The 12,782-nt window shown below is 61.6% G+C and carries 8 protein-coding genes; 2 read left to right on the top strand and 6 right to left on the bottom strand.

All coding sequences use genetic code 11. From position 1 onward, the window contains the following. Window positions 1–66: 66 nt before the first annotated feature. A complete protein-coding gene (gene qhpR, locus Q1W70_RS25675; RefSeq protein ID WP_166591229.1) occupies window positions 67–1,080 on the top strand; it encodes an AraC-like transcriptional regulator QhpR in 1,014 nt (337 codons plus the stop codon). A 73-nt stretch (window positions 1,081–1,153) separates the two neighbouring features. Here qhpR and Q1W70_RS25680 read toward each other — a convergent pair whose 3' ends face one another. From Q1W70_RS25680 to Q1W70_RS25705, 6 genes are all read right to left on the bottom strand, one after another. Next, entirely contained in the window at window positions 1,154–3,487 is a 2,334-nt protein-coding gene (locus tag Q1W70_RS25680) for an arylsulfatase (protein ID WP_178117406.1), read from the bottom strand. Between the two features lie 34 nt (window positions 3,488–3,521). Then, complete coding sequence (locus Q1W70_RS25685) at window positions 3,522–5,882, bottom strand: arylsulfatase (protein ID WP_166591231.1); 2,361 nt, start codon at window positions 5,880–5,882, stop codon at window positions 3,522–3,524. 101 nt (window positions 5,883–5,983) lie between these two features. Beyond that, window positions 5,984–7,453 carry an arylsulfatase B gene (locus tag Q1W70_RS25690; RefSeq protein WP_302098300.1) on the bottom strand — a complete coding sequence of 490 codons (1,470 nt, stop codon included), beginning with the start codon at window positions 7,451–7,453 and terminating at the stop codon, window positions 5,984–5,986. A 101-nt stretch (window positions 7,454–7,554) separates the two neighbouring features. Further along, entirely contained in the window at window positions 7,555–7,794 is a 240-nt protein-coding gene (locus Q1W70_RS25695) for a hypothetical protein (RefSeq protein WP_302098301.1), read from the bottom strand. A 25-nt stretch (window positions 7,795–7,819) separates the two neighbouring features. Beyond that, window positions 7,820–7,963 carry a hypothetical protein gene (locus Q1W70_RS25700; protein WP_182344421.1) on the bottom strand — a complete coding sequence of 48 codons (144 nt, stop codon included), beginning with the start codon at window positions 7,961–7,963 and terminating at the stop codon, window positions 7,820–7,822. 249 nt (window positions 7,964–8,212) lie between these two features. Continuing rightward, complete coding sequence (locus tag Q1W70_RS25705) at window positions 8,213–10,534, bottom strand: tetratricopeptide repeat protein (RefSeq protein WP_185819174.1); 2,322 nt, start codon at window positions 10,532–10,534, stop codon at window positions 8,213–8,215. Window positions 10,535–10,883: 349 nt separating this feature from the next. Between Q1W70_RS25705 and Q1W70_RS25710 the strand changes: the two genes are divergently transcribed. Continuing rightward, the gene (locus tag Q1W70_RS25710) at window positions 10,884–12,782 is read left to right on the top strand and encodes a DUF1302 domain-containing protein (RefSeq protein ID WP_166593130.1); all 1,899 of its coding nucleotides are present in this window, start codon (window positions 10,884–10,886) and stop codon (window positions 12,780–12,782) included.

A 12,782-nucleotide genomic window follows, 5' to 3' on the forward strand; every position in this document is an offset into this window, starting at 1 on the left:
TAAAAAGCCGGCAGCCCCAGATTTTCTGGCGCCATGGCCCAATAAAAATAAATAGGTGCCCACATCATGACCGACTTTGTCCGGGCCTCTGGTCTAGCCAACTTTTCAACATTTGCCGCCAGCCAGGGCTTGAACGCTGAAATCTTGCTGCTGCAAGCCGGCTTGCCCCGTGACCTGGAAGCCCATCCGGACAGCCTGATTTCCTATCGCAAGGTGCTCAACCTGCTCGATGAATGCGAGCTGCAAAGCCGCAACCGACTGTTCGCCCTGCAATACGGCCTGTTTCAGGGCCTGAATGTGTTTGGCCCATTGCTCTACCTGATCCGCAATGCCAAAGACGTACGCGCGGCCCTGGTCGAGCTGGGCAATTACTTCCATGTGCACTCTGGCGCCGCACAAGTGCGACTTGAGGAACAAAGCGAGCACACCATCATTTCCTACACCATTACCGACCCGACGATCTTCGGTTCCCGGCATGGTGCAGAACTGGCGTTGGGGATCGGCATGCCGTTGATGCGCACCCTGTTGGGCAAGCGCTGGCAACCGTCGGCAGCGCTGCTGCAGCATGCCCCGGTTGCCGAGCCCGGGCAGTACCGGCGCCTGATTGGCCTGATTCCGAGTTTTAATGCCCCCTGCAATGGCTGGATGTTCGAGACCTCACTGCTCGATACCACCCTGCACGCCGCCGATCCGGCACTGCATCGCCTGATCCAGCAACACCTCGACAACATCGCGCAGAAGGCCGTCCAACAGTTGCCGGAGCTGGTGCAACAACTAATCCGCAGCTTTATGCCCGACGGCCGCGCGACCATCGAGCAGATTGCCAGCCATCTGAATATCAGCACCCGCACGCTGCAGCGCCAACTGGAAGATGAAGGCACCACCTTCCAGGACCTGCTGTCCTCCACCCGCCAGGCCATGGCCAGCCGCTACCTGCTGGATTCAAACATCAGCATCTCGCAACTGGCGGACCTGCTCGGCTACAGCGACCAAAGTGCTTTTTCCCGTGCCTTCCAGCGCTGGCACGGACAAAGCCCGCGGGAGTGGCGCAAACAGCAAACCACGGATGACTTGGTCTGATACCGCGCCGTAGAACGCACAAAGGCGGCAACGGGTTGCCCCGTGCCGCCTTTGGGATATTGCTCAGCGCTTTTTAGAGCAGCTTGAACTGCACCGGCTGCATGCTGCCGTTGAAGCGGAACGGGCCGTGGTAGTCCTCGGTCACCGCCGAGCCCAGATCGGCACCAATGTCCAGGGTTTCGGTGGCGGAGAAACGCCCCGGTACCACATTGGCAAACGTGCCCTTGACCACTGGCTTGCCGTTCACCAGCAACCGAGCACTACCGCCGCCAGCCCACTGTTTGACTTCCTGGGTGTATTCGAACACCACCTCGACCTCTCCGACCGGGAGTGGCGCGGCGCTGCGCAATACATCGCTCTTCTTGCCGAAGAAGTTGTTCACGTACAGCAGATGCCCATCCTTGACGTACAGGCTCCACCCCCCGGCGCTGCCGCCCTGGGCCGCGATCACGCCCTCGACACCGCCAGCCGGTATGTTGATTGTGGTGCTGATGCGGTGCGAACGCATCTTGGTGTTCGGCGCGCTGCCCTCGGGAATCCGCACGGTGCCCGGACGGAAGCTGAAGTCGGTGCGACCGCGCACCAGCGACGGCCGGGTCTGATCCATGCCACGCTCGACAAAGCGATCATCCAGTGGGTAAACCTGATTGACCTTGGCCTGCTGGTCGAACAGCGCTTGCAGCGCCTTGAGCTTCTCCGGGTGTCTGGCCGCTAGATCATTGGCTTGGGAGAAGTCTTCGTTGAGGTTGTACAGCTCCCACTGATCGTTCTCGAAGTCACCCTTGCGATTGAGCATATCCCAGGGCTGACTGTGCTTGACCGAGGCCATCCAGTCATCGGAGTAGATGGCGCGACTGCCATACATCTCGAAATACTGGGTGCGGTGCTGGTCGGCAGCCTTGGCATCATTCAGGCTGTAAAGCAGGCTGGTGCCAGCCAGTGGCGTTTGCTTGGCACCGGACACTTCTTCCGGCATCGGGATACCGACCGCCTCATAGATAGTTGGCGCGATATCAGTCACATGACTGAATTGGCTGCGCAAGCCGCCCTCGGCTTCGATCCGCTTGGGCCAGGAAATCACCATGCCATTGCGGATACCCCCCAGGTGCGAAGCGACTTGCTTCATCCACTGGAACGGTGTGTTGATCGCCCAGGCCCACGGCACGGCGAAGTGGTCTTCGTGTTTGGGTCCGCCCAGTTCGTCAAGCACAGCCAACTGCGCGGCCACGCTGTCGGGGATACCGTTCTGGGTAGCCATGTTGTTCAGCGTGCCGGTCATGCTGCCTTCGGCGGAACCGCCGTTGTCGCCGGTGATGTAGATCACCAGGGTGTTATCGCCACGCGGCATTTCGCGCACAGCGTTGAGCAGGCGACCAGTCTCGTGATCGGTGTGCTCAAGAAAACCGGCGTAGACCTCCATTTGCCTGGCAAACAACTTCTTCTCGTCGGCGCTCAGCGAGTCCCAAGCCGGCAGCTCGGCCGGACGCGGGGTCAGCTTGGCATCGGCGGGAATCACACCGAGTTTTTTCTGCCGGGCGAACGCTTGCTCGCGATAGGCATCCCAGCCTTTATCGAAGCGGCCCTTGTACTTGTCGATGTAGGACTGCGGCGCGTGGTGCGGCGCGTGTGCAGCACCCGGTGCCCAATAGACGAACCAGGGTTTGTTCGGTGCGATCGAGTCGCGGGTGTGCACCCAATTGATGGCCCGGTCGGTGATATCGCTGGTCAGGTGGTAACCCTGCTCAGGCGTGGTGGCCGGCTCGACGGCTTCGGTGTTCTGGTACAGCTGTGGCTCGTACTGGCTGACCTCGCCCCCGAGGAAGCCATAGAAATACTCGAAGCCCTTGCCCGTCGGCCAGCGATCGAACGGCCCGGCCGGGCTGGTTTCCCAATCCGGTGTGTTGTGCCATTTGCCGAACATCGCGGTGTTGTAACCGTGATTCTTCAGCACTTCGCTGATGGTCACGCTTTCCGCGCCCCACATGCTGTTATAGCCCGGGTAGCCGATGGCCAACTCGGTGATCATGCCACTGCCGACTTGATGGTGGTTGCGCCCGGTAAGCAGGGCGGAACGCGTCGGCGAGCACAGGGCTGTGGTGTGGAAGCGGTTGTAGCGCAGGCCATTGTCGGCCAAGCGATCCAGCGCCGGGGTATCGACCATGCCGCCGAAGGTCGACATCGCGCCGAAGCCGACGTCATCGAGCAGAATCACCAGCACGTTAGGGGCACCTTCCGGTGCCTTGAGCTGCGCCGGAAAGTCCGGTTTCGAGTCTTTGTAGGTGGTGCCGATTTCACCCTTGAATGCCGCAGGCGGCAGCGGTAAGACGCGCCCTTCAGTGTTTGTCGTGGCCAGCGCCTGACCCACTGGTAGCGCCAGAGCCAGCAGGCTGGCGTGGAAGAACCTCATCGATACTCTCCTTGTCATGGTCATGGGGCCGGGCTCATTGAAGGCTGAACTTGACTTGATCAATGGTTGCATTGAACGGGAAATTGCCTTCATAGCGGTCCGATCCCGGCGTGCCGGTGTCCATGCCAATGTCCAGCGTCTCGTCCGCCGAGAAGCCCAGCGGCACGATGCGTTCGATGCGTTTTTCCGCCACCGGCTCACCGTTGACCAGCAACCGCGCCTGCCCCCCCTTGCCGATACCGCCACCGTCGTAGGTGAACTCATAGCGCAGCTTGACTGGCCCCTGCGGCAACGGCCGGGTGCCTTCCAGCGTGGTGTACTCGCTGCCGAAGTAGTTGTAGGTGTAGAACGGTTTCCCATCCTTGATGAACAGCGAGAAGCCGCCGTAGTAGCCACCGGCTGTGGCGATCACGCCCTGCACGTTGCCTGGCTTGTCCAGCTTCAGATCGGCCTCGATGCTGAACGAGCGGTTGAACGTGTTGCGGATCAGGTCTTCGGGAATCCGCACCGCGCCCGCGCGCAGGGTGAATTCCTGGCGCGTACCGAGAATACTCGGACGCGCGTTGATCACGCGCGCGGCACCGCGGTCGTCCAGCGGGTAAACATTATTGGCCTGCGCTTGCTGCTCGAATATTGCCTGCAGCGCCTTGAGTTTGTCAGGGTACTGCGCGGCCAGATCATTGGCCTGGCTGAAGTCGCGGTCGAGGTTGTACAGCTCCCATTTATCCTCGGTGAACGCAGGCACGCCAGGCTGGTTCTTGCTGTAGGCACGGTTGTGACTGGTGGCAGCCATCCACCCATCGTGGTACAGCCCGCGTGTGCCATACAGCTCGAAGTATTGAGTCTTGCGCCGCTCGGCGGCCTTAGCGTCATTCAGGCTGTAGAGCATAGAAATACCGTCCACTGGCTTTTGCGCGACGCCGTTGACTTTCTCCGGCGCAGGTAAGCCCGCCGCTTCGAGAATGGTCGGCAACACATCGGTGACATGGTGGAACTGAGTGCGCAGCTCGCCATGCTGTTTCAGCTTCGCCGGCCAACTGATCACCATCGGGTTGCGCGTGCCGCCAAAGTGCGAGGCCCACGCCTTGGTGTACTTGAACGGTGTGCCCATGGCCCAGGCGAAACCCACCGGGTACTCGTTGTTGGCTTTCGGCCCGCCGATTTCGTCCAGCCGTGACAGCACGACTTTTTCGTCCTCCGCTACGCCGTTGAGGAACGTCATTTCGTTGAACACGCCCTGCAATCCACCCGCCGGCGCAGCGCCGTTATCGCCAACGATGTAGATGAACAGGGTGTTATCCCACACACCCTGATCCTTGAAGCCCTGCTCCAGGCGGCCGATTTCATAGTCGGTGTGGGCGAGGAAGCCGGCATAGACCTCCATCAATCGCGCGGCAATTTTCTTGCGCTCCGGCGTCAGCGAATCCCAGGCAGGAATCGACGGATCCCGCGCAGTCAGTTCGGCGTCGGCGGGAATCACCCCGAGTCGCTTCTGCCGCTCGAAGGTTTCCTCGCGCAGTTTGTCCCAGCCCTGGTCGAACTTGCCCTTGTAGGGCTCGACCCACTCGCTGGGAGCCTGATGCGGGGCATGGGTGGCACCAGGGGCGAAATACATGAAGAACGGCTTGCCCGGCGCCATGGCCTGCTGGGTGCTGGTCCATTGCAGGGCGTGATCGACGAGGTCGGTGGTCAGGTGGTAGTTCTCGGCATGCTCGGGGCGTTCGGTCGGCGTAGTGCCGTGGAACAGACCGGGGAAATACTGGTGCGCCTCGCCGCCGAGAAAGCCGTAGAACTCTTCAAAGCCCATGCCGGTCGGCCAGCGGTCAAAAGGCCCGGCGGCACTGGTTTCCCACACGGGTGTGTTGTGCCATTTGCCGAACATGGCGGTGTTGTAGCCGTTGCCTTTGAGCACTTCGGCGACGGTCGCGCTGTCCTTGCCGATCACGCTGTTGTAGCCGCTGAAGCCGGTGGCGAACTCGGTGATGTTACCCGCGCCGACATTGTGATGATTGCGCCCGGTGAGCAGCGCCGCACGGGTTGGAGAGCACAAGGCGGTGGTGTGGAAACGGGTGTAGCTCACGCCCTCGCCCGCCAGCTTGTCCAGCGCCGGGGTGGCGATCGCGCCGCCAAAGGTCGAACTGGCACTGAAACCGACGTCGTCGAGCAAAACCACTACCACGTTCGGCGCACCGGCTGGCGCGGTGACCGGGATGATCTTGGGCATTTGCGAGGTTTGCACGGTCGGGCCGACCTTGCCGCCCTCCACACGCACCTCCAACGGCAGAATGCGCCGATCCGGCTCTTCGGCCAGCGCCACGCTGCTCGCCAATAGACTGGCCAGCGCACCAACGCACCAACCGGTTGTGCGGAACACGCTACTTACCTTCACCTGCATGAGTGTTTCTCCAAATAGCCCGCTGGGTGGGTTAGCCACAGGCGTAACCCAGCCTCCGGCAGGCCGTCAGGCCTGCATGACAATGTTTGTGGGATGGGGGCTTAAAGGCCCTGCAAGGCTTTCATGAATTGGGCATCTGCCTGCTCGGCAGCGCCGTTGTCTTCGCTCTCGAACAGCGCTTTACCCTGGTACTTCAGGTAACGGCCCTGAGAGACGAGAAACTTCGACGGTAACTGCTGACGACCATAATCATTCAGTTTCGCCAGTAACCGGGTGACGACCTCTGGATGCTCGGCCGCCAGGTCATGCTTCTCCTGCGGGTCGGCTTCCAGGTCAAAGAGCTGGCTGCGGGCCGGCAGCAGCGCGCTGTGCAGCAGCTTCCACTTGCCTTCGCGCAACGCGCCACGATAAGCCTCGGCATTGAGCAGCAGTTCCTGATGGGGGGATGGGGCCTGTTCGGTGAGGCTGGCCCATATGTCCTTGCCATCCAGCGGCTTGCTGCCTTCGACCTTGCCACCCGCCAGGTGCACCAGCGTTGGAAACCAGTCGATCATGTGCAGCGGCTGGTTAACCATCTGCCCCGCCGGGATGTGCCCGGGCCAGTTGACGATGGCCGGTACCCGCACCGCACCTTCATAGAGGCTGCCCTTGCCTCCCCGATACGGCAGGTTGCTGGCCGGAGGGTGTGCAACCTTGGTTTTGCCAGCACCGGAGGCCATGTCTGCAGATAGCGCGCCACCATTGTCGCTGGCGAAGACCACCAAGGTGGTCTCGCGCATGCCCTTCTTCTCCAGGGCCGTGAGTACCCTGGCAACGGCATCGTCCACCGCCGTTATCATCCCTGCGTAAGTGCGGCGGGTCGGGTCCTGGATACCGGGGTAGCGATCTTCATATTCCTTGGGGGCCTGGTACGGCGCATGCGGAGCGAGGAACGGCATGTACAGAAACAGCGGCTGCGCCGGATCATGCGCGTCGATCAGGCGCTCGGCCTCCGCCGCCAGTTGCAGGGTGTGGTAGCCCTCTTCCTTGACCGGCTGGCCATCGCGCTGCCAGTCGATGACACCCCCTCTTTCCTTACTGAAGTAGTCCACCTCGCCCATCAGGTTGCCATAGCTGTGGTCAAAGCCGCGCTGGTTCGGCCAGAAGCCTGTCTTGTAGTGACCAAGGTGCCACTTGCCAACGATTGCAGTCTTGTAGCCGGCCTCTTTCAGCGCTTGCGGCAAGGTGCGTTCATCCAACGGCAGCCCATAGCTGTGCCCTGGAAATATCACCAGGGTCTGCAATCCATGGCGTATCGGGTAACGCCCCGTCATTAGCGCTGCACGGGCGGGCGTGCACACTTGCTGGGCATAGAAGGATTCAAGCCGGGTGCCCTGCCGGGCCAGGGAGTCGATCGCGGGTGTCTGGATATCGCTGCCGCGGTAACCCAGATCGGCATTGCCCAGGTCATCGGCGAGAAAGAACACGATGTTGGGTTTCGACTGTTCAGCCACCGCCACACTGGCCGTCAGCAGACTGGCCAGCGCACCAACGCCCAAGCCCATCATGCGAATCAAAGTATTTACCTGCATCGGTGTTTCTCCAAATAGTCCAAAAGGCCGGTAGCCGCAGGCGTCACCCTGCGACCGGTCGTTACACCGGCCACGGCGAGGCCTTGGGGGATCTAGGGCGATCAGCCCAGCCACACGATTTCGATGCGCTGGAATTCGACACCGACGCGTAACGCCACCTGATCGTCAGGAGGGAGCGCCGCGCCTTCATTACGCCCGCCTCGCCCACCATTACCGGTCAGCATCGAGTCGTCGTTGAGGGTCGCGTGAATGCCCTTGCGCTGCGCGACCTGTGCGCCATCGACCAGCAGGGCAGCGTCGCCGTTGAAACAAGGCGGCTTGGGCTGGTTACGCGTGGGCATGGGTCAATCGCGCCTGCTTCGCGTATCAATGTTGACCGAAGATGGCGTCGAAACTGGGGACAGGGCCGTACGTGGTTTTGGGGGGGGCGGGGTTCTGCAAGGAACCGGTCAATAGCAACAGGGCGGCAATCAAAATGGGGCAGGCCAGAATGAGCACGTAGCGTGTCATCGCAATTCTCCTCCGCCACGCTGCAACCCGTGGCGATTTGTCAGGCTTGTTTTTATTAATCTGGAGGCAATGTGCCCCAGTTGCCCGGAAGAAAATTGTCATTCGGCGCCAATTGTCCAACCGTTGGCGTCAACCCAATACCTTTTATCCAGTCTGAGGGCCAACGCGCGAAAGCACGCCGCCCCTGGTCACTGGATAACTGTGCGCCCGGCGCCAGGCATTGAGCGGCGCCGTGATCCATCCCGGCTGCTAACGCACGCCCAATTGCTGCTTGAGCGGCGCCAGGCGCGGGTCGCCTGGCGCTGCCTTCTCCAGGCGCCGCAGGTACGACAGCGCCTGCTCGCGCTGACCGCCCGAGCCATGCAGGTAAATCAGCGCGTAAAACAGGTCGGGGTCCTGCGGCGATTGCGCCAGGCCGGCTTCCAACGCGACCTGCGCGGCTTCGCGGCGCTTCATCTGCAACAGGAGCAAGCCCTGGTTGTAGCGGATTCGCGAGTTGTCGGGCAAGGCCACGGCGGCCTGCTCCATCCACTGCAGACCTTCCTCGGCCTGGCCACGTTCGACCAGCAACAGCGCCAACATGTAGGCCAGATTGCCGTGATCGCTGGCCGGCATCTCTTTGAGCGCCACCCCTTCGCGCAGGACCTGCTCGGCTTCATCCTGACGCAGGATGCCGTTAGCCAGCGTTACCAGATTGACCCGCGCCGGAGAGAAGTACGGGTCAAGCTTGAGTGCCTGGCGGTACTGCTCCAGCGCATCCAACTGCTGGCCCTTGCGCTCCAGCAGCACGGCCAGGTTGAGGCGGTTGCCGGGCAGATCGGCATTGCTGCGCAGACGCCGTTCATAATCCTCGAGGGCCGCCGTGAATCCCGCTCGGCGCTCTTCGGGCAAGGCCAGCAGGGGAATGCTCGCCAGCGCCCGCAATGCCTCATCGCGCACCGCACGCTGTGGGTCATCCAGCAGTGGCAGCAAATGTTTGACCCGCTCCACTGGCGCGAGCCCGGTAAAGGCCGGAATCGCGTAAGCACGCACCACCGGGTTCTGGTCCTTGAGCGCCTGGGTCAAGCTCGGTATCGCCGGCTCGCCCAACGCTACCAACTGTTCGGCGGCCGTGGCACGGACGATCGCCGGCTTACCCAGGTCGCCAATCAGTGCCGTCAGTTGCGCCAGCGTACCGGCACTGCCCTGACGCGCAGCATGCAGCGTTTCGCCGTAGTGCGGCGGGCGTTGCGGTTTACCAAACCAATCTTCGATTGTCTTGGCCGCCCACGCCGGTTCTTGATCTTTGTGGCAGGCGGTGCAGGCATCCGGACTGCCAGTCTTGGTATCCAGGTCCGGCCGTGGCAGACGGAAGCTGTGATCACGGCGCGGGTCGACGACCATGTAGGTCTGCGCCGGCATGTGACAATTGACGCACTGCGCGCCAGCCGAACCGGGCTGGTGACGATGGTGCTCGGGACTGTCGTAGTTCTTCGCCTGCAAGCTGGGGAAACGCACTGGTGGCGTTTCGGTGTGGCACTGCTGACAAAGACCGTTGCCTGCAATCTTGACCTTGGTGGTATGCGGATCGTGGCAGTCGGTGCAGGTCACCCCGGCGGCGGACATCTTGCTTTGGGTGAAAGAGCCGTAGACGTAGACCTCGCCCTGGATCTGCCCATCCGCGTGATACAGCTCTGGACGCAAGGTGGCCGGCAGCACCGCATCGAGCAGCGGCTTGCCCGGTTGCTGGCCGACACCCAGGCTTTGCCGGCGGCTGTGGCAATAGCCGCATTGCTCGACCTGGCCCTGGCTGCCAAGGGTTTTGAAATCCACGGGCAAGCCCACATCCTTGGCCGAGGCGGAGGTATTTGCCGGCGCGTACGCAGCGCTATCCTGGGGTTTGCTCTTGGCTTGTTCGGCCCACTCGACGTGCTTCTGCGCCGGACCATGGCACCCCTGACAGCCGACGTTCGGCTCATGCCAGGTGGTGGCAAAGCTGTCGGTTTTATCGTCGTAGTTTTTCAACAGATTGCTCGAATGGCAATCGGCGCACATGGCGTTCCAATTCTGATAGCGCCCGGTCCAGTGCAACGGATCGTTCGGGGTAAATCGCTGGCCGGGGTAGAGCGAGAACCAGCGCTGCCCGCCTTCGGCCTTGGGTCGTGTGTCCCAGGCGATGGTCAGGCTCTGCAGGCGGCCACCAGGGAATTCCACCAGGTACTGCTGCAGCGGCTTATAGCCGAAGGTGTAGCTGATGGCGAAATCGGTCGGTTTGCCGTCCGCACCTTCAGTGTTGACGAAAAATTTGTCGCCGCGACGGAAGAACCTCGCCTTGACGCCGGCGTCCTCGAAACGTGCGCCCTTGAAGTTACCCAGCACGTTGGCCGGCGTCGCCTCGCGCATCGCCCAGTCGTGATCGGAGTTTTTCCAATCCTTGGCCTGCTCGGCATGGCAGCCCTGACAGCTGCCAGCGGCGGCATAGCCCGCAGGGTTTTTTGCCAGGTGCGGCGACACGGATTCCTGGGCCTGCAGCGGGAGGTTGAACAACACAATGGAGCACAGCCCCAGGATCAGGTTCTTGGCGGTCGACACGCAGCGTTCCTCAGTACCAGGATTATTTTTATTAGTTGTGGATTGCCCGCCTGGGAGCAATCGACATTCGACGACCGCGTTGAACAGTCGGACTTAGAGCAGCGGCAGCATAAAGCGACGCACGCCGAAAAACTTGTCCTTAGATGTCAACCTACTGCTCATTCACGCCACCCCTCAGCAATCATCCCGCCCGAACCTCTGTCGCCAACTGCCAAATCATTGGCATCAAACATCCAGAATCCCCCACCGAATTGACCTATCTATAGACCCCTCGGAGCGCGGCCAATCGGCCACCCGAGCAATGCCGGCAATTAGCCCCCCCAATAACAAAAAATCTGGAGGCAGTCGCGTGACTTCACTCGCGAGTAGCAGCACTCACCGTCGTAGCTGGCTGAGCCTCACGGCCCTGAGCTTGACCCCATTGGCTTACGCCATCTCCCTGCACGCCCAGGCCAGCGAATTTGAATGGGGCGAAGTCAGTGGGCGCGCCAACGGCAGTGTTAGCGTTGGTGCCATCTTGAGCGCGGAAAAACCGGACAGTGCCTACGTCTACCAACGCAATGCCAATAGCATCGGTTACGGCGCACCCGGCCAGTTCAACCCAAGCGGTGGCCGTAACCTGGATGACGGGCGCCTGAACTTCCGCAAGCGCAACCTGGTGTCCTCGCCGGTCACCTTGCTTGGCGAAGTCGAGTTCAAGTACCAGAACTACGGCGCCTTTCTTCGCGCAAAAGCCTGGTACGACTACACCCTGAACAACCGCGAGGTAGACTTCGGTCACTCGGCCAATGGCTACCAACCCAACAGCAAGCTGGATGACAGCCACTTCGACGAACTGGCCAAGTTCCAGGGTGTGGCGTTGCTGGATGCTTACGTGTTTGGCGACTTCACCGTCGCCGAGCGACCGCTGAATGCGCGCCTGGGTAACCAAGTGGTCAACTGGGGCGAAGGCCTGTTCCTGCAGAACGGTATCAATGCCGCCAACCCGGTCGACATCGCCGCCCTGCGCCGCCCTGGCTCGCAACTCAAGGAAGCCCTGCTGCCAGTGCCCATGCTGTACGGCAACTATGGCCTGACTGATGCCCTGAGCATGGAGGCGTTCTACCAGTTGCAATGGCGCCAGTCGGTACTCGAAGGCTGCGGCACCTACTTTTCGGCCAACGACTTCATTACCCAAGGCTGCTACGGCGTCCCCCAAGGCCCCATTGCGGCCGGCCTGGACGACCCCGATGCCTATGCCACCGGGCAAATCATCCAGCGCGCCAACGACAAGGAAGCCTCCGACAGCGGTCAATTCGGTCTGGCGCTGCGCTACTTCGCCGACAGCATCGGCACCGAGTTCGGCGCCTACGCGATGAATATTCACTCGCGCATGCCCTACGCCAGCATTATCACTGACCGCTACGGTCCGACGGGTGCCGGCTGGCGTCCACCTACGCCGGTCAACGGCAATGGTGTGAACAACGCCCGCTACTTCGCCGAGTTCCCTGAGGATATCCGCATCTTTGGGCTGAGCTTCTCCAGCAATATTGCCGGCACCTCGGTGTTTGGTGAGTACAGCTTTCGGCCCAATCAGCCGGTGCAACTGGCGACGGGCGACCTGATTCCAGCCTTTGCCGGCAATCCCGGCGTCATTGGCGGCGTCATCGGGGGGGATCTGACCCTCGGCCAGGATGCGATCAATGCCGCACCTGGCTCCACGTACGACGGCTACGACCGCCTCAAGGTCTCGCAACTGTCGCTGGGCTTGATCAAGTCCTTCCCACAGGTGCTCGGTGCCGACAGCCTGAACCTGATCGGCGAAGCCGGCATGAAGTACATGCATGACCTTCCTGGCCAGTCCGAGCGCCGCTACAACAAAGTCGACGTTTATGGCAGCGACCTGGCCAACGGCAACGTGAAAGGCTGCACCGGCGGCGTGCCCACCGAGAAGTACCGCAAATACGCCTGCAGCAAGGACGGTTTCACCTCGGACTTCTCCTGGGGCTACCGCCTCCGCGCACAGCTGAACTACCCGGGCGTATTTGCCGGGGTCAACATCTCGCCATTCGCCACCTTCGGCCAAGACGTCAAGGGCTGGTCCTACGACAGCAACTTCGTCGAAGGCCGCCTGCTCGGCTCGCTCGGCGTGCGCGCCGACTACCTGCAGAACTACTCGGCGGAAGTGTCCTGGGCCAGCACCGGCAACACCCCATTCGCCCCCACTGACAAAGACTTCATCGCAGCCAGTCTGCGCATGGGTTTCTAA

The sequence above is a fragment of the Pseudomonas kielensis genome (assembly GCF_030505375.1).
GTDB lineage: Bacteria > Pseudomonadota > Gammaproteobacteria > Pseudomonadales > Pseudomonadaceae > Aquipseudomonas > Aquipseudomonas kielensis.